The 22826-nt window shown below is 34.8% G+C and carries 24 protein-coding genes; 14 read left to right on the forward strand and 10 right to left on the reverse strand.

Features of this window, described 5'->3' with window-relative positions; all coding sequences use genetic code 11:
- Nucleotides 1–174: 174 nt before the first annotated feature.
- Nucleotides 175–1470, forward strand: coding sequence for a tyrosine--tRNA ligase (tyrS, locus tag OH814_RS17290; RefSeq protein WP_115619953.1), 1296 nt, complete (start codon nt 175–177; stop codon nt 1468–1470).
- A gap of 71 nt (nt 1471–1541) precedes the next feature.
- Here tyrS and OH814_RS17295 read toward each other — a convergent pair whose 3' ends face one another.
- On the reverse strand, nt 1542–1958 hold the full coding sequence (locus OH814_RS17295) for a hypothetical protein (protein WP_308829025.1): 417 nt from the start codon (nt 1956–1958) through the stop codon (nt 1542–1544).
- A 238-nt stretch (nt 1959–2196) separates the two neighbouring features.
- Nucleotides 2197–2613 (reverse strand): MmpS family transport accessory protein, encoded by a 417-nt coding sequence (locus OH814_RS17300; RefSeq protein ID WP_076561778.1) that lies wholly within the window; start codon nt 2611–2613, stop codon nt 2197–2199.
- 196 nt (nt 2614–2809) lie between these two features.
- On the opposite strand from OH814_RS17300, the gene OH814_RS17305 reads away from it, so the two are divergent.
- Together OH814_RS17305 and OH814_RS17310 are read left to right on the forward strand one after the other, a co-directional pair.
- Entirely contained in the window at nt 2810–4795 is a 1986-nt protein-coding gene (locus OH814_RS17305) for an ATP-binding protein (protein WP_308829026.1), read from the forward strand.
- Entirely contained in the window at nt 4782–5423 is a 642-nt protein-coding gene (locus OH814_RS17310; RefSeq protein ID WP_201135089.1) for a response regulator, read from the forward strand. Before OH814_RS17305 ends, OH814_RS17310 begins: the two co-directional genes overlap by 14 nt.
- A 101-nt stretch (nt 5424–5524) precedes the next feature.
- Here the strand turns inward: OH814_RS17310 and OH814_RS17315 are convergent, their stop codons facing one another.
- Nucleotides 5525–6271 (reverse strand): DUF6261 family protein, encoded by a 747-nt coding sequence (locus OH814_RS17315; protein WP_308829027.1) that lies wholly within the window; start codon nt 6269–6271, stop codon nt 5525–5527.
- 31 nt (nt 6272–6302) lie between these two features.
- Between OH814_RS17315 and OH814_RS17320 the strand changes: the two genes are divergently transcribed.
- Complete coding sequence (locus OH814_RS17320; protein WP_308829028.1) at nt 6303–6458, forward strand: hypothetical protein; 156 nt, start codon at nt 6303–6305, stop codon at nt 6456–6458.
- Nucleotides 6459–6502: 44 nt separating this feature from the next.
- Here the strand turns inward: OH814_RS17320 and OH814_RS17325 are convergent, their stop codons facing one another.
- Nucleotides 6503–6856: a helix-turn-helix transcriptional regulator gene (locus OH814_RS17325; RefSeq protein ID WP_308829029.1), complete on the reverse strand. Its 354-nt coding sequence runs from the start codon at nt 6854–6856 to the stop codon at nt 6503–6505.
- 152 nt (nt 6857–7008) lie between these two features.
- Here OH814_RS17325 and OH814_RS17330 point away from each other — a divergent pair, with 152 nt between their 5' ends.
- Genes OH814_RS17330 through OH814_RS17360 form a run of 7 tightly spaced genes read left to right on the forward strand, consistent with a single transcriptional unit; the run spans nt 7009 to nt 12223 of the window.
- A complete protein-coding gene (locus OH814_RS17330) occupies nt 7009–8370 on the forward strand; it encodes a hypothetical protein (RefSeq protein WP_308829030.1) in 1362 nt (453 codons plus the stop codon).
- 17 nt (nt 8371–8387) lie between these two features.
- Entirely contained in the window at nt 8388–8966 is a 579-nt protein-coding gene (locus OH814_RS17335) for a DUF6705 family protein (RefSeq protein ID WP_308829031.1), read from the forward strand.
- A complete protein-coding gene (locus OH814_RS17340) occupies nt 8966–9529 on the forward strand; it encodes a DUF6705 family protein (protein ID WP_308829032.1) in 564 nt (187 codons plus the stop codon). Before OH814_RS17335 ends, OH814_RS17340 begins: the two co-directional genes overlap by 1 nt.
- Complete coding sequence (locus OH814_RS17345; protein WP_308829033.1) at nt 9529–10095, forward strand: DUF6705 family protein; 567 nt, start codon at nt 9529–9531, stop codon at nt 10093–10095. Before OH814_RS17340 ends, OH814_RS17345 begins: the two co-directional genes overlap by 1 nt.
- Nucleotides 10095–10655: a DUF6705 family protein gene (locus tag OH814_RS17350; protein WP_308829034.1), complete on the forward strand. Its 561-nt coding sequence runs from the start codon at nt 10095–10097 to the stop codon at nt 10653–10655. Before OH814_RS17345 ends, OH814_RS17350 begins: the two co-directional genes overlap by 1 nt.
- On the forward strand, nt 10655–11215 hold the full coding sequence (locus OH814_RS17355; RefSeq protein ID WP_308829035.1) for a DUF6705 family protein: 561 nt from the start codon (nt 10655–10657) through the stop codon (nt 11213–11215). Before OH814_RS17350 ends, OH814_RS17355 begins: the two co-directional genes overlap by 1 nt.
- Nucleotides 11216–11266: 51 nt before the next feature.
- Nucleotides 11267–12223 (forward strand): hypothetical protein, encoded by a 957-nt coding sequence (locus OH814_RS17360; RefSeq protein ID WP_308829036.1) that lies wholly within the window; start codon nt 11267–11269, stop codon nt 12221–12223.
- A gap of 121 nt (nt 12224–12344) precedes the next feature.
- On the opposite strand, the gene OH814_RS17365 is transcribed toward OH814_RS17360, so the two are convergent.
- The 5 genes from OH814_RS17365 to OH814_RS17385 form a co-directional block, all read right to left on the reverse strand.
- Complete coding sequence (locus tag OH814_RS17365; protein ID WP_115619976.1) at nt 12345–13922, reverse strand: DHA2 family efflux MFS transporter permease subunit; 1578 nt, start codon at nt 13920–13922, stop codon at nt 12345–12347.
- A 386-nt stretch (nt 13923–14308) separates the two neighbouring features.
- Nucleotides 14309–15412 carry an HlyD family secretion protein gene (locus OH814_RS17370; RefSeq protein WP_076561789.1) on the reverse strand — a complete coding sequence of 368 codons (1104 nt, stop codon included), beginning with the start codon at nt 15410–15412 and terminating at the stop codon, nt 14309–14311.
- A gap of 21 nt (nt 15413–15433) precedes the next feature.
- Nucleotides 15434–16747, reverse strand: a complete 1314-nt coding sequence (locus OH814_RS17375) for a TolC family protein (protein WP_279194940.1) — start codon at nt 16745–16747, stop codon at nt 15434–15436.
- On the reverse strand, nt 16731–17357 hold the full coding sequence (locus OH814_RS17380) for a TetR/AcrR family transcriptional regulator (protein ID WP_076561791.1): 627 nt from the start codon (nt 17355–17357) through the stop codon (nt 16731–16733). The genes OH814_RS17375 and OH814_RS17380 overlap by 17 nt, the downstream gene beginning before the upstream one ends.
- A 230-nt stretch (nt 17358–17587) precedes the next feature.
- A complete protein-coding gene (locus tag OH814_RS17385) occupies nt 17588–18706 on the reverse strand; it encodes a DNA polymerase III subunit delta' (protein WP_308829037.1) in 1119 nt (372 codons plus the stop codon).
- A gap of 216 nt (nt 18707–18922) precedes the next feature.
- On the opposite strand from OH814_RS17385, the gene OH814_RS17390 reads away from it, so the two are divergent.
- Genes OH814_RS17390 through OH814_RS17400 form a run of 3 tightly spaced genes read left to right on the forward strand, consistent with a single transcriptional unit; the run spans nt 18923 to nt 21851 of the window.
- On the forward strand, nt 18923–20200 hold the full coding sequence (locus OH814_RS17390; protein ID WP_279194938.1) for a hypothetical protein: 1278 nt from the start codon (nt 18923–18925) through the stop codon (nt 20198–20200).
- Complete coding sequence (gene lptC, locus OH814_RS17395) at nt 20173–20799, forward strand: LPS export ABC transporter periplasmic protein LptC (protein WP_308829038.1); 627 nt, start codon at nt 20173–20175, stop codon at nt 20797–20799. The genes OH814_RS17390 and lptC overlap by 28 nt, the downstream gene beginning before the upstream one ends.
- A 2-nt stretch (nt 20800–20801) precedes the next feature.
- Nucleotides 20802–21851, forward strand: a complete 1050-nt coding sequence (locus tag OH814_RS17400) for an anhydro-N-acetylmuramic acid kinase (protein ID WP_308829039.1) — start codon at nt 20802–20804, stop codon at nt 21849–21851.
- 11 nt (nt 21852–21862) lie between these two features.
- On the opposite strand, the gene OH814_RS17405 is transcribed toward OH814_RS17400, so the two are convergent.
- On the reverse strand, nt 21863–22783 hold the full coding sequence (locus OH814_RS17405) for a mechanosensitive ion channel family protein (protein ID WP_308829040.1): 921 nt from the start codon (nt 22781–22783) through the stop codon (nt 21863–21865).
- Nucleotides 22784–22826: the final 43 nt, after the last annotated feature.

The raw sequence follows: 22826 nt of genomic DNA on the forward strand, positions 1-22826 counted from the left end.
AACAATAAGCGCTGGAAGTTGGATGATCGGTGTTGGAAGTTTGCAACTTTGAAAACATCGCTCTAAAAGTATTAACAGCTATCTTGAAACTAGAAACTTCGAACCTAAAACCCGAAACCCGAAACTCAGGTGATTTTCTTATCTTTGCGTATTAAATTTTAAACTGAAAAAATAATGAACTCTTTTATTGAAGAACTGAAATGGCGTGGGCTTTTTGCCGATATGATGCCCGGAACAGATGAACAACTGAATAAGGAAATGACAACTGCCTATATCGGTTTTGATCCTACTGCAGATTCTTTACACATAGGAAGTCTTATTCAAATTAAAATTTTGGCTCATTTTCAGCAACATGGTCATAAACCAATCGCTTTGGTAGGTGGCGCTACAGGAATGATTGGTGACCCTTCAGGGAAATCTGCAGAGAGAAATCTTTTGGATGAAGAAACACTATTGCATTATGTTGACTGTCTGCAAAATCAACTTTCAAGGTTTTTAAATTTTGATGGAAATGAAACTAACAAAGCCGAATTGGTCAACAATTACGACTGGATGAAGAAAATTTCTTTCCTTGATTTTGCTAAAAATGTAGGGAAAAACATCACCGTTAATTACATGATGGCAAAAGATTCTGTAAAGAAAAGACTTTCAGGGGAAGCCGGTGTTGACGGAATGAGTTTTACAGAGTTTACTTATCAATTAATTCAGGGATATGATTTCCTGCATTTATATCAGAATAATAATGTAAAACTTCAAATGGGAGGTTCTGATCAGTGGGGAAATATCACGACAGGTACAGAATTGATCCGTAGAAAAGCACAGGGAGAAGCATTTGCATTGACTGTTCCTTTGATTACAAAAGCTGACGGTTCGAAATTCGGAAAGTCTGAAAGCGGAGAAAATTACTGGTTAGACAAAAAGAAAACTTCGCCTTACAAATTCTATCAATTTTGGTTGAATGCAACCGATACAGATGCTGAAAGATTTATTAAATTCTACACATTCTTAGGAAAAGAAGAAATTGATGCTTTAATTGAAGACCATAAAACAGCACCACACGAAAGAAAACTTCAGAAAAAATTGGCTGAAGAAGTTACGGTTTGGGTTCACGGAAGAGAAGAATATGAAAGAGCTTTAAAAGCTTCAGAAATTCTTTTTGGAAAATCAACTGCTGAAGATCTGGTAAGCCTTGATGAAGAAATTTTCCTGGAAATTTTTGACGGAGTTCCTCAGAAAGAAGTGGCTAAGGCGGATGTTTTAGGAATTAATATCGTTGATTTACTTTCAGAAAAATCAGGTTTCCTGAAGTCTAAAAGTGAGGCGACAAGAGAATTGAAAGGAAATGCAATCTCTGTAAACAAAGAAAAAATCAATGAAGTTTATACCGCAAATGAAACCGATTTGATTGACGGTAAATTCTTATTACTACAAAAAGGAAAGAAAAGTTACTTTATTGTAAAAGTGATTTAATCTTGAAAACATAAAAAATAATCCGACTCAGCTTTTGAGTCGGATTATCTTTTTATCAAAGTGGATTGTTTTTAAAATGTATAACTTGTTGAAGCCGATAAAGTAAGCCCGCTTGCGACACTTTCTTTTTTAAGCTGGCCATCTACCCAAATCTGAACTTTTAAAGTAGATGCCGCATCAACTCCTGTTGCATTTACCACAACATTAGAATTATAAACTACGCCTTCGGCAGTAATTTCCGGGCTCGTCCATGTTGTTCCGCTCAAACCGGTTACGGTAATAGGATTTCCGTCGATTCCGTAAACAGCTTTACTGATGTTAACTCCGGATGACGCCTCTGCCTTGAAAACTACTTTTTGGGTCTTAATATCTTCAGAAGTATCATCATCATTATCTTTGCGACAAGATTCAACAAGACTCAAAACCATTACTGCTATCAAAGCAACAAATACTCCTTTAAATACCTGATTCAATTTTATTTTTTTCATAAATTATTTTGTTAATAGTATTCGGAATCTCCTTGATTAAACATCCGCAAAGATATCATAGACTAAAAATACTGTCAAGCTTCAAATTTAAAAAAAAATTCTACTCTATTTTAGATATTTTTGAGTTCTGTGTTTCATAGAATTATTTTCGTTAATGGCTATGAAGAATATGGTTTGTTCCACCAAAAAAAGTCCGACTCAAAATTGAGCCGGACTTTTTTTTCATCATTAGTTTATATTAGAATGTATGGCTTGCTGAAGCAGATAAATACTGCCCGCTTGAAGTTCCTTCTTTTTTAAGTTCACCATCTACCCAAATCTGAACTTTTAAAGTAGACGAAGCATTAGCACCAACTGCATTTACGGCAACATTTGCACTCATTGCTCCTGCTTCAGTAGTAATTTCGGGGCTAGACCATGTAGTTCCACTTAAGCTGGTTGCTGTGGTAGGATTTCCATCAATACCGTAAACAGCGATTTCAATATTACTTCCTGCAGATGCTTCTGCCTTGAAAACTACTTTATGAGTTTTGTTGGTTCCTGGAATGTCATCGTCATCATCATTGCTGCAAGATGTCACAAAACCAAAAACCAACGCTGCCATCACCATTACAAATGAGCCTTTCAATACGTTTTTCAATTTCATTTTTTTCATAATTTCTCTTGTTTAAATATTACTGTTAATTTTAATTTGTAATCTTTCTGATTTAGTACCTGCAAAATTATGACGGTCTGACAAGGCAATCAATCCTTAGAATTAAGGAAAATATTCTACCGGATTTTAGGTATTTTTCAATTCTGTATTTTTCACTAAATTGTGGAGTTTTATTTTAAAAAATGAAATTGAGACAATGAAGAACCACCTTATCACCATCTGTATTTTCTTATCTATTTATGTACAGTCGCAGCAACTCATTCCGCTTAATGAGAAAGCCTATTCAGACAGTCTGAAAAAGGTTGCAAACAGCAAGGTTGACAACAACGCCAAAGCGAATTCATATTTCTTATTATCAAACTTTTATAGAAATACAGACTCATTTTTAAGTAAAAACTATTTAGAAAAAGGGAAAGCTTTAAGTGCGAATACACCTTTAAATACTGCGAAATATCATTATTATGAAGGTTGGCATTTTTTAGAAAGCAATAAAGAAAAAGCAGCAGTCTCATTTCAAAAAGCTATAAAGGAATTTTCTAAAATTAAAAGTCAAGAAGCTGACTTTTTTATCGCGTCATCTTGGTACAACTACGGTGTGACCCAGAAAAATAAAGAAGGCTATCCTTTTTTGGTGAAAATCCTGGTCGAAAAAAGCATTCCGCAGATAGAACAATATAAGGATCACAAAACGTTAGGACAATTCTATTCGCAGCTTGCCATCATTCTTACGTATAATGCCGAGTTTGCAAAAGCCTATGAATACAACACAAAAGCCATCAAAATATTAGAAAAAAATGCATCCCATTCTGCTGAATTGTTTTTTGCTTACCTCAATACCGCAAGCAATTTCTGTTATCAGGCAAAAGGTGACGAGGCAAAAAAATATTTAGATAAAGCCGAAAAACTCATTCAGCCTTATCCGGATTCTAATTCAAACGCCTCTTTTTATTATGGAAAAACACTTTACTTCATCACCAAACAGAAAAATGAAGAAGCACTTCCGATGATTGAAAAAGGTTTGGTTTATGCTAAAAGATCCCGCCAAAATCTTTTAACCCAGATGTTTTACATGAATAAATATGATATTTTAAGGAAGCAGAATAAGCTGAATGAAGCAAAAAATGTTCTGGAAAATATCTTATCCGAAAAGACACTCATCATTGATGCAAACAACAGAAAGATTTTCTATAACCAGCTCTCAAGTCTTAACGAACAGATGGGCAACCTTAAAGAAGCTTTGGTCTGGGAAAAGAAATATTCAAAATTAAATGACAGCTTAAATTCTGAAAATGTAAAGCTTGAACTCAATACACTGGAAACGAAATTCAGAACTGCAGAAAAGCAAAAAGAAATTGCCAACCTCAACACTGAGAAAGCTCAAAAAGAGCTTGAACTCAACAAGAAAAATCAATATTTATGGGTGATGGTTTTTGCATCATTATTCCTTCTTATTTTAATTATTTCCATTTATTTCTACACTAAAAAATTAGCTAAAGAAAAAGAAATCAATCATTCTCAGAAGCTTAAAGAAATAGCACAACAGGAAGAATTAAAAATAACAAAAGCCATTCTGGAAGGTGAAGAAAAAGAAAGAGAAAGAGTGGGAAAAGACCTTCACGACGGGCTTGGTGGAATGCTTGCCGGCGTGAAAATTAATTTTTCAGCTTGGGCTTCACAAAATTTAGAGCCAGAAAACAAACAAAATTTCAATGAGATTCTACATCAACTGGATCATTCGGTGACCGAACTCAGAAATATCTCTAGAAATCTAATGCCGGAATCACTTTTAAAACTGGGATTGGAAACCGCTTTAAAAGATCTCTGCGAATTTTACTCCAGAAAAGATCTACATATTGACTTTCAATCTATTGATATCAATTCAAAACTTCCTTTGGCAGTTCAGATCAATATTTTCAGAATTGTACAGGAAATTCTGGCTAATGCTGTGAAACATTCAGAGGCGGAAAATATTCTACTTCAATGCTCTCAGTCGAATGACGTGTTTTTAATTACCATTGAAGATGATGGCAAAGGTTTCTCACAAGATTCTTCACCAACCAAAAGTATGGGACTTCATAATCTAAAAACCCGTGTCGATTATTTAAAAGGTAAAATGGAAATCAATTCTGATCATGAAGGCACTTCAATTAATATAGAACTCAACACCAATGCAATCTCATAAAATCAACATCGTCATTGTAGATGATCATCCCATCGTTATTGAAGGACTGAAAATAATGTTATCTCACAAACCGTTTTTTCACCTTTCAAAAACATTTAACAATGGTGGTGAAGTTATTCAGTTTATTAAATCTAATGAAGTAGATATTATTCTGCTCGATATTTCCCTGCCCGATATCAGCGGAATACAGCTATGTGAAGAAATAAAAAAAATATCTCCGAATACGTCCGTCATTATGTTTAGTAACCGTTCTGAAAGGAGCATTATCATGCAGTGTATACAAAACGGAGCCAGCGGTTATTTATTGAAAAATGTTTCTCTGGAAGAATTGATGGAATGTTTTCACGGCGCACTTTCAGGAAATATTGTTTTCTGTAACGAGACCAAAAATATCATCAGTAAACCTTCGCCACAGGAATTGACCACTACTCCACGCCTGACAAAACGGGAAAAACAGATTCTTCAGTTTTTAGCAAAAGGAAAAACAAGCAATGAGATTGCCGATGAACTTTTTCTAAGCCCCTTAACCGTAGATACCCACCGTAAAAATTTACTGCAAAAGTTCGGTGCCAAAAATTCTGCTGAGCTTGTACACATTGCAGTACAGCAGAATATGATATTGGAATAACAAAACCTCTGAGATTTTCAGAGGTTTTGTTATTGTAAGTTCTTCAGATTGGGGTTTCAGAAGAGCCTTGTCAAGGTTCAGAATCTTGACAAGGCTTATAATTATTTCGCAGAGTCTTCAGTACCTCTAATATCAGTTGATTCCGGTTTCCGGTTAACGAGCAATGCATTATATTGGTCGGTCAATGCATTGAGCTGGTTGATGATTGTAACATAGGGCGACGGCGGAGTTTCTACCAAAAGATGGAGTGCATCGATTCTGTCTCTCAATGCATAATAGGCAACATTTACGTCTTCCCTTGTCAGCTTAATCGTTTCCGGGCTTGCATCACCATATTCCTGGGTACGTGAAAGATATTTTGTATTAAATTCTTCGTTCGCTGCTTTCAGCTCAGCCATCCATTCGCCAAGGTTGAATTCTGAAATGGCATTGATGAGCTCGGGCTTGCCTTCCCAGTCGCGAATAAGATTGTTGAGGGTAGCCGTCTCTGCCTGATAATTGAGCCTTGCGATACCGCTTCCGTACAGAGCCATGTTATCTAGCAGTACCTGTGCATTGTGTTGCTTTGCCGTTTCGAAATGATAGGTATGAGAGAGCAGAAAATAATAGATCCCGTTGATGGCAGCATCTCTCCTGGCGTCTATGAGCAGAAGCTCCTGAGTTTTTTCACTGGCAAGGGCTTTCTTGTAAAGAGTTTCAAGCTCTCCTATTTTAGTATTAAAGGCGTTCAACTTCGCTTCAATATCAAACTGAGCCGAGTTGTTGAGGTTGATAATGCCTGAAAAATCTTTCATGTACTGCAGATATTCTGCATTTCGAAGTTTTTGAAGATCGATTGAATTCATCATTGTATTTGTGTTTATTATATAAAGCCGCCTCGTGCGGTTTGTTTCTTATTCATTTACCCGAAAGCTTCAGGAGGGGCTGAAACATTGCTTCGGGAGCATCCGAAAGTTCGCTGCAGTGTCGCAGGAAGGTTTCGGGATCTTCCGAAACTGTGCTGCAGTGCAGCGTCCGCTTTTCGGAGGTTTCTGAAAACTGCTGCACGACCGCAGGAGGTTTTCGGGAAAGGCAGAAGGCTATTTACTGCCCTGCGATCGGCTTTTCCAGTAGTCTACCTGCTCTTTCAACTCTTTAATACGCTCTTCGTATTGCTCAATGAGTTTTTCGGAAGTATTAATTGTTGCATAATTTTGGGCTATTGCAATCTTATTATCACTTTGGTTTACCGTTATACTGTCACCGCTCAAAAAATCCAGCACACTTACATCTAACACTTTTGCCATTTCCTCTACCTGAGAAAACCCGGGTTTGCTTTTATCATTCTCAAAATTGGAATAGGTCTTTTGAGAAACATTCAGCATCTCGGCAAGGTATTCCTGCGTAAAGTTTTTGTTGATTCTTGCTTTTTTCAGTTTCTCGCCCAGTGTCATAGCCTAATTTTTTTTTCAAAAGTACATAATTTTTCTTTTAGTAAAATAATACGGAAACCAGTAATTTCCTACATGCTCTTTTACGGATATTTGTCACATATTTGTAGAGTTAAGAAAAAAGTATATATTTAACACGCTAAAACACAACCAATATGAAAAAAAATCTATTGCTCAGGCTCTGCCTGATAATGACGGTGCTACTGTCTCTTTACTCCTGTATTCATGAGGAAATCATTTCTTCATCTGACCCTTCTACAGAATATATCAACAAAAGCCTCTGGAAAGAAGATGAAACGTACATTAAAAATGTAATGCAGGTGTATTTTGAAAACGAGGCAGAGATCAAAAAAGCAAACGGCATCCCTTTTTGGAACTATGCCACTACCGTAGAAACTTTTGATGAGCGTTTTCTAATGGTTCCTGTGGTATCAAATAACAAAGTAGTTTCTGTTCTTCAGGTTCCCAGAAGGGGCAGTAAAATTTATTTTTATTATACTTATTATCCTGAGCATATATCATTTTTTCAGGCTTTGGTTTTTGGGAAACACAAAAAAGCGATTACTCGTGAAAACTCTACCGCTGCAAAATCTATAAGCTGTACTACTCAAACATTCGCTATCTGGTATCCTGCAGATGAAAGTAATCCTGACCCTGAATCAGGAGAAGGAAGCTGGGGAACACGAACGGTCGTTGTTTGCAGAGAACTTCTTGAAGATTGTGTAAGTATTATAGATGAGTTTGGCCAATGCACCGGCGGCGGCGGTAATGATCCAGGATATCAATATCCCGGAGGCGGAAGTGATAGTCCCCCTAAGCTGCCTCCGCGAAAAAACCCGTGTGAAAAAACAAAAGTTATATCCACAGATCCTGCTGTGAAGGCGAAAATTGAATTCATAAAAGAAAAAGCAGATCTCAATGGTAATGAGTTTGGTTTTAAAATACAAGGAAACGGAGAAACATCTGCTGTAACAGAAGGAGGGAAAGACTTCTGGGATCCTGGTGACCTTAGCAGGGTTTCTGGTTTGTATCATTGTCATTCTGGTGATGGCGTTAATATCTTTTCTCCTCCAGATATACACAATCTTTTTCCTCACATTATTATATCTGTAACATCGCCCGGAGGTGCTCCCACAGTAAAAGATGTATTTAAAGGAATTGTAGGTTCTGCAGAATGTAATAATTGCCCGGGAGGTAAAGAATATTTCCATTACATTATACGTTTTAACGGTACGATGGATCAAGCATCTACAATTTCTTCTACTAATTATGATATGACGAAATTAAAAAAAGAATATAAAAGGCGAGATAATGAATTGGTATCTGCTTCTATGTATTCAAATAATGATGGTTTATCATTAAATAGTAAGGGAGTAGAAAAATTGTTTTTTGAAACTTTAGATAAAATGGAGATTGCTAAAGACTTAATGATATTACAAAGCGTAGATAGTAATGGAAATATAAGTACAATAAAATTAAACCCGGATGGAACAACTGAAGCTGTACCGTGCCCATAACTTTAAAATAAATTATTATGAAAATACTATTATATAAAAAAATATTTTTTTCTTTTGTTTTGATTGGTATTATTTCCTGTAAAGCACAACAAAACCCTCTTCCACTAAACACATGGATGGAAAATATACCCCAAGGTGCCTATGTGAAAGATTTAAATAATGAATTATCTCCATACGTTGGAACATATAAAGCAACCTATCAAGGGAATGAGATTACTTTATTTATTACAAAAGAAGAAAATAAGTTAGAAGAGTTAACTAATAAATATTATTACAATGATGTATTAAATGTAAAGTATAAAATAAAAAATAGTTCCGGACAAATTTTACAAGAAACACAAAATGGAACAACTCCTAATAATATTATAACCAGTACACGTACTAAACCTAGTACAGGACAGATTATTTTATATTATGAAGGAACCAATTGTGGAGTTGGATGGGGAGATATTTATTTAAAGAAAATAAATAATACTCAAATTTCTTGGACATATAATGCAGAAAGTACATTAATTACTGAACAAAACTGTCCGGGAAATCCTGACAAAACAGTTTATCTCCCTCAAACTAAGGATTTGATCTTTACAAAGCAGTAATGAGAGATATTATTTTATGTATAGGGCTATTTGTTGTGCTTTCCTGTAAGGCACAACAAGATCCTCTTCCATTAAATACATGGATGGAAAACATACCACAAGGTGCCTATGTGAAAGATTTAAACAATGAATTAAATCCTTATGTAGGAATTTACAAGGGAAACTATAAGGGAAACGAAATCACACTATTCATTAATAAAGTAGAACATAAGTTTGAGAAGAGAACTAATAAAGACTATTTTATGGATGTTTTGGATGTAAAATATATTGTAGAAAATTCAGCCGGATTAGTTCTGCAAGATACGTCTAATGGTAATTTTTCCAATATCAAACTCTATAGCTTAGGAGTAAACCCTGAAGATAGTTCTGCAGACTTTCATTATAGCGGTACGAATTGCAGGGTTGGCTGGGGATTAATAAATTTAAAAAAACTAAGCTCAACACAATTATCTTGGGAATATTATCCTAACAACAGAATTGTTAGTGATGCAACCTGCCCGCCTGGCACAGATACAACTGTTTATCTGCCACATACTAAAGGTCTGGTTTTTACTAAACAGTAATGAAGAGATTTATAATATTTTGTGGATTGTTTGCTGTGCTTTCTTGCAAAGCACAGCAACTTCCCTTGAATACAAATATGGAAGATATACCTATTAACGGATATGTAAAAGATTTTGACAATGAGCTAAATCCGTATGTAGGCACATACAAAGCAACTTACGAAGGAAAAGAAATCACATTGTTTATAACAAAAGAAGAAAATAGACCAATGAAACTAATGAATAAAAACTTCTATAACGATGTTTTGTCAATTAGATATATTGTTAAGAACTCTTCGGGAATAGTTCTTCAGAATACTAAAGATATGAATTTAAATAATCAAACTCGTTTCAATATTTTAAGTATGGGAACGATGCCAGAATTAGGGAAGGTTGCTTTTGGTTATGATGGAACTAATTGTGGAGTCGGCTGGGGACAGATAGACCTTAAAAAGCTGAATGCTATGCAAATTTCGTGGGATTATTATCCTAACAACAGAATTGTTAGTGATGCAACCTGCCCGCCTGGCACCGATACAACTGTTTATCTGCCACATACCAAAGGGCTGGTTTTTACTAAACAGTAATGAAGAGATTTATAATATTTTGTGGATTGTTTGCTGTGCTTTCTTGTAAAGCCCAGCAACTTCCTTTGAATACTTGGGTAGAAAATACTCCTAATAATGCTTACTTAAAAGATTTGGGTAATGAGTTGGCTCCTTATGTAGGAATCTACAAAGCAAATTATAAGGGGAATGAAATCATCTTATTTATTACAAAAGAAGAGGATAAATTAATTAAATATCCTGATAAACAATTTTATCAAGATGTTTTAGTAATAAAATATATTGTAAAAAATTCATCAGGAATAACAATTCAAGATACTCAAAACATAAATCATCAGTCTTACTTTAAGATTACAAGCATGGGAACAATGCCGGAATTAGGAAAAGTTGCTTTAAGCTATAGTGGTACCAATTGTGGCGTTGGCTGGGGACAGATAGATCTTAAAAAGTTGAATGACATGCAGATTTCGTGGGATTATTTTCCAAATAATATAATTTTAGATGAATCAACCCGCCCATCGGGCACCGATACAACTGTTTATCTGCCACATACTAAAGGTCTGGTTTTTACTAAACAGTAATGAAGAAATTTATAATATTTTGTGGATTGTTTGCTGTGCTTTCTTGCAAAGCACAGCAACTTCCTTTGAATACTTGGATGGAAAATACTCCTAACAATGCCCACTTAAAAGATTTGGGCAATGAGCTGGCTCCTTATGCCGGAATCTACAAAGCAAATTATAAAGGGAATGAGATTACTTTATTTATTACGAAAGATGAAGATAAATTAATTAAATATCCTGATCAGCAATTTTATAAAGATGTTTTAGTAATAAAATATATTGTAAAGAATTCATCAGGAATAACAATTCAAGATACTCAAAACATAAATCATCAGTCCTATTTTAAGATTACAAGCATGGGAACAATGCCGGAATTAGGAAAAGTTGCTTTAAGCTATAGTGGTACCAATTGTGGTGTTGGCTGGGGACAGATAGACCTTAAAAAGTTGAATGACATGCAGATTTCGTGGGATTATTATCCTAATAACAGAATTATTAGTGATGCAACCTGCCCGTCTGGCACAGATACAACTGTTTATCTGCCACATACCAAAGGGCTGGTTTTTACTAAACAGTAAAAAAATAAACTGCTGAAAGGCGGTTTTATTCATTATCAATAAAATACAAATATGAAGAACACTATAGTTTATGTTTTAATTTGTTTTGTGCCATTTCTGCTGAATGCACAAAAAGTTAAAATAGAAGGGTATGTTGAGCAACCTAAAAATGGTTGGCAAATAAGCTGTATTATATTAAACGATACAATTAATAAACTTGATAAATTAGGAATAAAAGATGTCTCTATAAGGAATAAGTTAATCGATAATAAGGATGTTTTTACCTGTAGCGATGATACCAATTATTTTTCAATTAATGCAAGGCCAAGTGACACCTTGTTTTTCAAAAATAATGTTAGACTATACCACGTAGAAAAACATGCAGTTTCAGATTTAATTAAGAAAAAAAATCTTGTTATCAAGTTCAGAACAAAACCCTGCATCACACCAAAAGAATGTGATCAGAAGTTACCTTCTAAAACATATATTTTCGTTGGAAGTAAAATAAATGTATCATATGCAGATACATCAGATTATTGTTATATGCTAATGGATTCTAAATATAATGCCAACTACAAAATTGAGCAAGAATTTGGCGACCATTTTCCAGATTCTACAATAGCATTTACGGCATATGATCATAACAGTATGTCACAATATTTATTTAAGAACTACGAAAACGTACTGATTTTTGTTGGAGAATACTGCGATGATCTTATCCATATGAAATATCAGTTTTTCCCTGTTTACAAAACACAAAATGGAAGATGGGCAACTCCTGTTGATGCTTATAAGGTTAAATATGATAAAGCTAAAGAAGATTTATATGAAAATATCGTTTTTGACAAGTCAGTAAGTTTCGATCTACCTAATGAACAATCTGATGAACAAATGGCTCAATTTATAAAGAATAGATTTCCCGAGAAATATTACAGCATAAAAGACGGAAAAGCATATCCTATAATGGGAAGATATGCTGAAGATTTGGTAAAATATTGGATGGAAACATATTGGAGCAAAGTGAAATGAAACAGTTTGCCCAAACATTAATGAGAAATATTGTAGTTTGTTATTGAGTGCTTGCTTTACTCCCCTATAAGACACAAAAGAGGCTGTCTCAAAAATGAGAGAGCCTCTTTTCATTTATATTTTAGTGCATTGCTTCACTCAGATCTATTTTTTCTTTGCTTTTCCGCTCTCTAATAAATAGGATAAACGGAATACATATCAGGAACGCTATACCGAGATAAAGGAAAACATCCATATAAGATAAAACAGTTGCCTGTTTGGTGACGGTCATATCTAAAACCTTGTAAGCTGCATTCATGGCTGCATCAGGGGTCATTCCTTTTGCTATAAAATTAGCTTTTAAACCGGCTAATCGCTGCTGAACATCAAAGCTGTCACTGTCGAGATGGGATATTAAATTTACCCTGTATTTCTGACTGGCGTTGGCAATAAATGTCGTAATCGCTGCAATTCCGAAAGAACCGCCAAGCTGTCTCATCATTCCTGTAAAAGCTGCTCCCTGTCCGATTTCCTGACCTTTCAATGTGCTTAATGACAAAGATGTAATTGGAATAAACAATAAACCAAGTCCCATTCCTCGTACAATCAGCATCCAGAAAAAGGCTTCTTTACTGGTATCGGGTGTCAGAATTTTGTAACCCCAGAAACTGTAAACAAAGAAGATAAACAATCCTAAGGAAACCAGAATCTGCTGTTTTGCCCCTTTTGAAAGTAATCTTCCGATAATAGGCATCATGAAAGCTGTCGTTAAAGCTGCAGGAATCATTAATGCTCCTGACTGAAGTGCCGTCCAGCCCAGAATACTTTGCGTATATAAAGGAACGATAAACGTTGAACCGTACAAACCGAATCCTAAAACAAAGGACATGACGGTTCCGATCCTCAGGTTTCCGTTCTTTAAAACCCGGAGCTCCACAATAGGATATTTGAAGGTGAGCTCTCGCCAGAGGAATAAGATAAATCCTAAAACAGCTGTCGTTGTAAAGGTTACGATCATTCCGCTTTCAAACCAGTCTTCTTCATGACCTCTTTCCAGAATAAACTGTAAAGAACCGACAGTTAATGCCAACAACATAATTCCAAGCCAATCGACATCCGAAGCTTTGCGTTTTTCAGAGAATTTCGGGCTTTTCACAAACTGTAAAGTCATTAATGTTGCTGCAATACCAATTGGAATATTGATGTAAAAAATATACGGCCAGCTGTAATTATCAACAATATAACCTCCCAAAGGCGGACCTAAAGTTGGACCAATGATTACTCCCAAACCGTAAATTGCCTGTGCCATACTACGTTTTTCAACCGGATAAGATTCGGTAATAATGGTTTGTGAGGTTACGAGTAACGCTCCACCACCAATTCCCTGACACAATCTGAAAAATACCAGTTCCCAGATATTATCGGCATTTCCGCATAAAAATGAGAAAATGGTAAATATAATAATGGAAGCTGCAAAATAGTTTCTTCTTCCGAATTGCTGCGAAAGCCAGCTTGTCATTGGTACTACGATAACGTTACCAATCGCATATGCTGTAATTACCCAACCCACTTCAGAAAGTGTGGCACCCATGTTTCCCTTCATTTCGTTGAGGGCAACATTTACAATCGTGGAATCCACAATTTCAAGCAAAGCACAAAGAATCGCTGTAATCGTAATGATTACTCTTCGGGCTCCATATTCTACTAATGAATCTTGCATTGATTTTTTAATGTGTTTTAAAGAAGGTTGAGGTAAAGATTTAGGCTAAGAATAAAGTATTTCTTAAGCTTAAAATCATTGTTCCTCATCTTTAAGAATTATAAAAAGTGAATTGTCAATAATCAATCAACATCGTTGTCTATTTTACTACTTCATTTCCAATCTGTCATCAATCATTGCCATAATCCTCATCAACCATCCTGCATCTAATTCCTCAACATTCCCAATTGACTCGCCTCAGCAAACTGACAATTCACTTATATATTTTTAATAAAAAATGAATTGTCAATACCCATCAACATTGTTATCAATCTTCAGCTGCATTTCCATTCACAATTGACCTGCTTCCGCAAAATTGACAATTCACTTAACTAACTTTTTCAATATTATTTTAAAGAAACTTCTGCTTTCACATTCATTCCTGTTCTTAATCTTTTTGCAATTTTCGGATCAAGATTTACAAAATCGATTTTTATAGGAAGTCTCTGTACTACTTTTACAAAGTTTCCGCTTGCATTATCCGGAGGCAAAATTGAGAATGTAGAACCTGTCGCAGGAGAGAATGAGCTTACAACTCCTTCAAATTCTGTATCAGGAAAAGCATCAATTTCTATTTTCACTTTTTGTCCTTCAACCATTTTGGCAACCTGAGTTTCTTTAAAGTTTGCAATTACCCATTTTTGATCATTTTTAACCAAGCTAAATAACTGTGCACCTGCCTGTAAAAACTGACCTTTCTGAATAGGAACTTTCCCAACAAAACCGTCTTCCGGAGCAACAATAATAGTATAAGAAAGATTTAATTTTGCGCTTTCTACATCAACTTCTCTCTGTTTTGCTACCGAACCGGCCACTGAAATCTGTTGTGAGCTTGCTTCTGTTTGTGAAGACGCTATTCCTGTTTGTTGTGCGATCTGGTTTCTTGTGTCAACTAAAACCTGTAATTGCTTATCTGCAGATTGTTTTGCCGCTAAAGCCTGTTCGTACTGCTGTTCTGTAATTGAATGATCTTTTACAAGAACTGAATATCTTTTCAAATCCTGCCCTGTTTTCCAAACGTTTACCTTTGCAGCTTCTATCTGTGCATTTGCTGTTGCTACAGCCGCTTGTGAACTGCTTATGTTTTTTGATGTTGCATTGGTAGAAGACTGCGCTGAAGAAATATTGCTTTTCGCCGTTGACAAAGCTGCCTGAGCTTGCTCCAACGCCATTTTCTGATCTTTATTATCTAAAATAACCAGTGTATCACCTTTTTTTACAAATTGATTGTCTTTCACTCTCACCTCGGCTACATATCCTGAAATTTTAGAAATCACAGGGTTCATGTTAGAAGCAATTTGAGCATCATCAGTTTCTTCGTGCACTTGCCCGTAAGAATAGGTTCTATATCCATAAATCCCGCCTACGACAATGATTACCGCTAAAATGATCGGGAAAACTAAACTTTTTTTCTTTTTTGGTTCAGTTGCTTGAGTATTGTTATTTTCCATTTTGGATATTTGTTCTTGTTTTTATTTGATTGTTAAAGTTCCTGTAGTCTGCAATAGTTTTCTGTAAGCCAGGGCTGCGTCTGCTTTCGCATTGATAACACCTACGTTTGCGGCAATCTGAGCAGCATCAGCATCCAAAAGTTCCGTCATGGTTGCAAGACCGTTATCATACTTATTTTTTGTAATTCTGTAGTTTTCATTTGCCTGAACGGCTGCTTTTTCGAAAACAGCAATTCTTTTTTTAGAATAATCTGAATTCTGATATTCTCTATTTACGTCTAGTTTAATATTATCATTCAATAATTCATTGGTTGCAGACAACTGCATCTCTCTGGCTTTAGACTGTTTTAAAGAAGAATTTTCTTTCCAGAGATTCGACAGGTTATAAGAAACTCCCACCCCAACATTAACAGCATTATAAATTGTTAAAAATTTTGGAATATCTGCCGCTACATATCCGCCTGTAAATGCAATTGAAGGAAGGTTTTCAGCTTTTGCAGATTTCGTTCCCAACTCTGCTGCTTTTCTCTGCTGATCTAGAGCCTGTAAATCTTTACGATTTTCTCTCGCTTCATTCAGATAAAAATCAACTGGTTTTACATCATCAGATTCATCAATATAGTTTTGGTCGACTTCAATTTCCGTAGTTTCAGGAAGACCGAGCAACAGATCCATATTGATATTGGCAATATTGTAGTTGTTTTTAGCTTCCAATAACTGCAATTCGATGTTTGAAGTCTGAAGGTTTGCTTTTAAACGGTCGTTTCTAGCAATTACTCCATTATTTTCAAGCTTTAGAAATGTTTCATCCCTTTTTTGAGAAGCGGTAAGGTTTTCTTCCAAAACTTTAATAGACTGATTGGCTTTAAACAAATTGTTATAAGCCTGAGCCACATTGTATGCAATGGCAACTTTATCATTTTCGGTGCTCAACTTTGATGCTTCCACCAAATATTTCGCAGACTGAATACCATATTTTATTCTTCCACCGCTGTAGATTGGAACACTCAAATTCGCCGAACCAAACGCTACCTGATGTACTTCTGGGCCGCCAGCACCGGAAACACCCGGAAGTCTGATGTCAACATTAGGCTTTAAAGGCAGATACAAATAACTTGCAGAAACTTTCAATTCCGGGAGCTGTCTGTTTTTTGCTTCCAAAAGATCGGCTGTTGCTTCTTCTATTTTGGCAGCATCTATTTTTAAACTTTTGCTGTTCTGGATTCCCAACTGCACGGCTTCATCTAGGCTGAGCTGTTTTTTCTCCTGAGCGTGGGTGTACATCATCCCTGCAAAAAGGGAGAGTACAATAACTGAGTTATTTATTCTCTTCATAACCTAAAAGGTCTTTTAAAATATGTTTTATATGTTTGTTGAGTTCCGAATAATATTTTTCTTCAAAAGCTTCTTCGTCTTCTGTATTATTAAGAAATTCTTTATACATTTCTTTAGCATTGGACGCATAAAATAACGTTCCGCTTACGGTAGAATGTAGTAAATAAATAGGTGGATTTTTAGTGAAAATTCCTTTTTGAATTCCGCTTTCCAGAATTTTAGAATACATGGAAATAAAGCTCATTTTGGTTTCCTTCAAAAACTGTACAATCTGAGGGTTTTCTGTATAAAGCTGTTCTCGCTGCATAATTCTGTAAAAGCATTTATTATGTCTTACTCTTCCTGCAAACTGATCAACAATTTTTTGAATTTTTTCCCATTCGTCAATATCTGTTCTTTCTAAAATGTCTTTTGAGAAAAACTGTCCTTCCTGCATTCTATACTCCACCAGTTTCTCGTAAAGTTTTTCTTTAGAACCGAAATAATAAGAAATCATAGAAATATTTACATTGGCAGCTTTAGAGATCTCTCTGGTTGAGGTACCCTGAAAACCATTTTCTGCAAATAATTTCTCTGCTGCAAATAATATATTTTCTTCTTTTGAAATCATTTTATACTCTCGTTTTTTCAGGGAGCAAATTTACAACAGATTTCCGAAAAATCAAACGATTGATTGATTTTTAATTTAAATTTAATGATTAGTTAATTTATACATTTTTAAATAACTAAAAATCAGTTACTTAAACTTCATTTATAAATTAGATTAATATTATTGATGGTGTAATTATTAGAGTTTTCGAGCAAATAAATGCTTCAACTCCGACCAATTGCCAGAGTTTCTTACGAATTTTTATGAATATATCTTGAAAGTTTGATTCCTAAATCGGTCCAGACGATTTTAGGATTTCCATTTCTGGTAAGATGCAGATCTGCAGTATTGATCTCATCTAAAATACTGACGATGTTTGCCCCACTGATGAATTTTGAAAAACCCGACCAATTGAATCCATTGGCATCAATCTTTTTATATACCAATTCTTCAGACTGATAATTTTGTAACAATGCCAATCTGAAAATTTCTGAGGCATAATTGAGAAAGTTCTTTTGTTTTTCTCTGTTCCAGCCAGCAATTTCTTTTGCCCAGATAATAATATTTTTAAGAAATTCAGGTTTCTTTTTTACCATAAATGCGTCACGAACCCATTGTACAAAAAGCTTTTCAAACTCAGGATTTTTATCTTGCGAACTTAGAAATTTTACAGCATCATTGAGGTTTCCTTGTGATTGATGCACAATTTCTTTCCCTTTTTCATCTGAAACATTAAATTTATTTTTCAGATAAACTTCCAGATCTTCATCACTTATTCTGGGAACGTCAATAAGTTGTGTTCTGGATAAAATTGTTGGTAAAATATCGTCGCTGCTTTCTGCTGTTAAAAGAATAATGGTTTTTGCAGGTGGTTCCTCCAAAAATTTAAGAAACTTGTTGGATGCTGCAACATTCATTTTGTCAGCTCGCCAAACAACGAGAATTTTGGTTCCGCCTTCAAAACTTTTCAGAGCAAATTTTTGATTTTGCTCGTCTATTTCGTCTGCAGAAATAAAGAACTGTTTGTTTTCAGATTCCAAAACGGCCGTCCAGTCATCAAAACTAGCGTAGGGAAAATCTAAAATCATTTCTCTGAACTCTTCGAATTTATTTTTACTCAATGAGTTTCTGTTATCTGTAAAAACCGGAAAGCTGAAGTGTAAATCTAAATGATTGAGATGCTCTACTTTTGAGGCAGCATGCTCGTTTTCACGTTTTAAGATCTCTTTTGCATACGCTAAAACTAAAGGCATTGTACCATAACCTTCTTTTCCTATAAAGAGCTGGGCGTGGCTTACTCTGTTTTCGGTAATGCTGTCTTGTAGAAGTTTTTTAAGATTTTCTTGTCCGGCGATGTTTTCCCAATTCATGTTTCAAAGATAAGAATTTTTAAAAATGGTAGCGAGTCAAGTGTCAATTTTGCTTCCCAAGTGAATAGTTAATTTAATGTCTTTAAAAAATTGACAGTAAAGCTAATTTTTTGTTGACAATTCAAGACAAATTCTCCCTTAACAAACTTTAACCTCAGTAAATTTTTACAATTCATTAATATTTAAGATATTTGCGCATTATTTTAAAAATATAGAATGAAAAAAATTTTTGTACTATCATTCATTTCAGTTGGGTACTTCCTTAACGCGCAAAGTTTGAGCAACTCACCTTATGCAACTTATGGAATTGGTGATGTAAAATATGATAATACGATTGAAACTTCCTCAATGGGAGGGATCTCAACTGCTTTTATAAGTGATTTCAGCAGTAATTTTAACTTTGGAAACCCTGCTAATAACAGCAATTTTGAGTTAACAAGCATTAAGCTTGAAGCTACTAACGAAAACAATTATTTCAAAACTGATTATAATAATACGAAGTCTACAAAACATTCCACGTATTTATCGAATATTTCCCTAGCATTTCCTATTTCATCAAAAATAAAAATGGGATTCCTTTATCAGCCTTACAGTTCTAAGAGCTATGAAGTTGTACATACTGAAACTCAGCTTGATGGTACTGTTTATGGAAATAGATTCAAAGGTAGTGGTACATTAAATACCGCTCAGTTAGCATTATCATACAAGATAAATTCGCAATTTGCTGTAGGAGCAAGAGCTAATTATTACTTTGGTAATCTTTATGATCTGAATGAATTTTCTACTTCGACCGCAGAATTAATCAATGGGTACGAAACCAAAAACAGCATAAAAAACTTCAACTTTACATTAGGTACAAGCTATCAAAGCATAGATACGCGTAATGACCACAAATTGACGATTGGTGCAACTGCTACATTTGGTAATACAAGTAATATGACTACCAATTATATTAACAGCACTTATTTTTACAGTGATGTTGACATCAAAGGTGGAGAAAAAATTATTGACCAGAAAAGTACAAGCTCAAATAATTTATTACCCCTTCAGGCATCAGTGGGTGTAGGATATGGTAGCGAAAACGAATGGTTTGTATCAGGACAGATTGATTATAAAAAAGGAGAATCTATAAGCTATTTCGGTAATACTTTTGATTATCAGGATTCTTACAGAATTTCTGCCGGAGGTTGGTATTTGCCAAACTACAATAACTTTAGAAGCTATTTCTCGAGAATTGTTTACCGTTATGGTGCTTTCTATGAAAAAGGAAGCCTTGAAATTGCAGGAAACAGCATCAATAAATTTGGTATATCAGGAGGTGTAATGTTGCCTTTCAAAACCAGCAGCATCACCAGAATGAGTGGTCTTGAAATTGGTGTAGAAGTAGGAAAAAGAGGAACGCTTAAAAATAACCTGATCAACCAGAATTTTGTCAATCTAAAAGTTGGTTTCAATTTTGCTGACAGATGGTTCAGAAAACAGCTTTACAACTAAGAATGAATCTTATTTCAAATAAAATTTTTACAAATATAGCATACCTTTTTAGTTGTGCTATATTTTTTATATTCACATCCTGCGAAGAAGATCTTACTAAACTCAATGGGGACAATGACAAGAACTTCCCATCGCAGATTATTCACAATGCAAATATTATACAGAGAGATTCTGGTATGATTACTTTAAAAGCCACTGCTCCTATTATTGAAAAATACGAATTGATCGACAGCCCATACACCGTCGCCAAGAAAGGAATGAAAATAGAGTTTTTTGATAAAAAAAATCCTACAAAGCCTGGTAACATTACTGCGAAATATGCAAAAATGTATGATTACAAAAAATTCTATGAAGCAAGAGGTGATGTGAAAATTCTTACCAGTGACGGACAAAGATTTGCTACACAAAGTGTTTTTTGGGATCAGAAAAAAAATAGAATCTACACAAGAGATACGGTTTACGCTACAATGGAAGACGGCTCTACTCTTGTACACGCCAACGGAATGACTGCGAAAGATGATTTCTCAGAATATAAATTCTTTAATAATTCCGGGGATCTCGATGTAAGTAAGACTAAAATGGCACAACCAAAACCCTAGCAATGATCGTTTATAAAGCAATTGGGTTAATGTCCGGAACCAGTCTGGATGGCTTAGATATTTGCTTTGCAAAGTTTTGGAAAGAAAATTCTTGTTGGAAATTTGAAATCATTGAAGCAGAAACTATTGCTTATTCTGAAACTTTAGAAGAACAACTTAGAAATTCTATTCATTTATCTGCGCAAGACTTATTAGCTTTACACTCAGAATATGGTTTTTATCTTGGTCAGACGACAGATGATTTCATTACAAGAAAGCAGCTTTCTGCTATTGATGTCATCGCTTCTCATGGCCATACTGTTTTTCATCAGCCAAACAGAAAATTCACCCTTCAGATCGGTGACGGAAGAGCCATAAAATTACAAACTAAAATACCCGTTATTTACGATTTCCGGTCTCAGGATGTTTTACTTGGCGGAAACGGTGCACCTTTGGTTCCAATAGGTGACGAGCTTTTGTTTTCTGAGTATGATGCCTGTCTTAATTTAGGTGGATTTTCAAATATCTCTTTTAAAATTAACGACCAAAGAATTGCTTTTGATATTGCTCCTGTCAATATTGTTTTAAATAAATTAGCTCAAAACTTTGGTCAGAACTTTGATCAGAATGGAGAGTTGGCCAAACAAGGAAAAATAAATACTGAACTGCTAAATCAACTTAATTCTTTGGAATTTTATCATCAGCCACATCCAAAATCATTAGGAATTGAATGGTGCAATGAAAATATATTTCCGCTGTTTACCGATTTAGATGCTAAAGATATTTTAGCAACTTTCACGGAACATGCAGCTGAACAGATTTCAAAAGTTTTAAATCATTATCAATTAAAAAAGATCCTTTTTACAGGCGGCGGAACTTACAATCAATACTTTATTGAAAAGATTAAAGGAAAAACTACATCAGAAATTATTATTCCCGAAAAAGAAATTATTGACTTCAAAGAAGCCTTAGTTTTTGCTTTTATGGGTGTTTTAAAAATGAATAATGAAATTAATGTACTTTCTTCTGCAACCGGAAGTTCACAAAATCACAGTTCGGGAATTTTTGTTTAATTTAAATTGATTTATTTCGTAGAAATTTCGTTTTCATCCGCTTTGTTGAGTTTGAAAGGAATTTCTGATGCATTCTTATACAATTTAAGCTCAATAATATCTGAAGGAAGATTGAAGTCTTTAGCTGCCAACGCTTCTTTCACCTTTCTGATAATCAATCCTCGCAAAATCATTGAAGCCTTACGATAATCTACAGTATAAACCCAGAAAAACACTTTCAGGTTGACTGTACTGGCCGCAAGATTATCTTCAATTACATAGTTTTCGTGCTCAATATCTTTTACAATATCCTCATTTTCATCCAAAACTTTCTGGATCACCTTTTTTGCAGATTCAATGTCATCTTCATAACCAATACCAACTACAAAATCAAGCCTGTAAAAACCGTCTGCCGTATAATTTTCGACCGGTTTTGTAAGCACATCACTATTCGGAATAAAAATATCCCGTCCGTCAAAAGTTTTTATATGGCTATAACGGAAACTCAACGCCTTCACTTTGCCGAAAATATCATCAATTTTTATTGTATCATTTATGTGAAAAGGGCGGTTGAACGCTAAGATAATTCCTGCAAGAAAATTTTTGCCAATATCCTGAAATGCGAAACCTAAAATAATAGCACTTCCGCCTACTGCTGTAAGTAGTCCGGCTGCTAAACCGTCTAATCCTGCAATGCGTAATGCGAACATTATTGCCACTATGATCAATACCAGTTTTACTGCCTGTGTCAAAAACTTTGACATCAGCGGATCATCAGATTGTTTTAAGAATTTTCTTCTGTAAAAATTGGTAAGTAACTGAGCGATTAAAACTCCTAAAACAACGACTAATAAAGCTAAAGCAAGTCGCGGAAGGATACTGAGAAAACCTTCATAATAATTGTTGAGAGATTTCTGAATGGCTTCGGTGGAAGACTGAAGTAAGATAATCATAAGTGTTTTTTTATAAATATAAGAAATATATATTAATCTTATG

Origin of the sequence: Chryseobacterium sp. CFS15, assembly GCF_031118795.1 — a bacterium.
GTDB lineage: Bacteria > Bacteroidota > Bacteroidia > Flavobacteriales > Weeksellaceae > Chryseobacterium > Chryseobacterium indoltheticum.